Annotated in this window: 1 protein-coding gene; it reads left to right on the plus strand. The window is 42.4% G+C overall.

Features of this window, described 5'->3' with window-relative positions:
* On the plus strand, positions 1-217 hold a 217-nt coding region (locus tag RRF55_RS29000), incomplete at both ends, for a prephenate dehydratase domain-containing protein (RefSeq protein ID WP_439419449.1).

A 217-nucleotide genomic window follows, 5' to 3' on the forward strand; every position in this document is an offset into this window, starting at 1 on the left:
GTAGAAAACTCATCAGAAGGTGTGGTCAACCATACTTTAGATTGCTTTAAAGCCTCAAACTTAAATGTGATTGGTGAAGTTGAATTGCGTATTCATCACCAGTTTCTTGTGTCTGAAAACACGCGTAAAGACAGTATTAAACAAATTTATGCGCATCAGCAAACTTTGGCGCAGTGCCGTGCATGGTTGGACGCGCACTATCCTGGTGTGGAACGTG

The organism is Klebsiella sp. K47 (genome assembly GCF_051858335.1).
In the GTDB taxonomy this organism is placed as follows: domain Bacteria; phylum Pseudomonadota; class Gammaproteobacteria; order Enterobacterales; family Enterobacteriaceae; genus Klebsiella; species Klebsiella pneumoniae.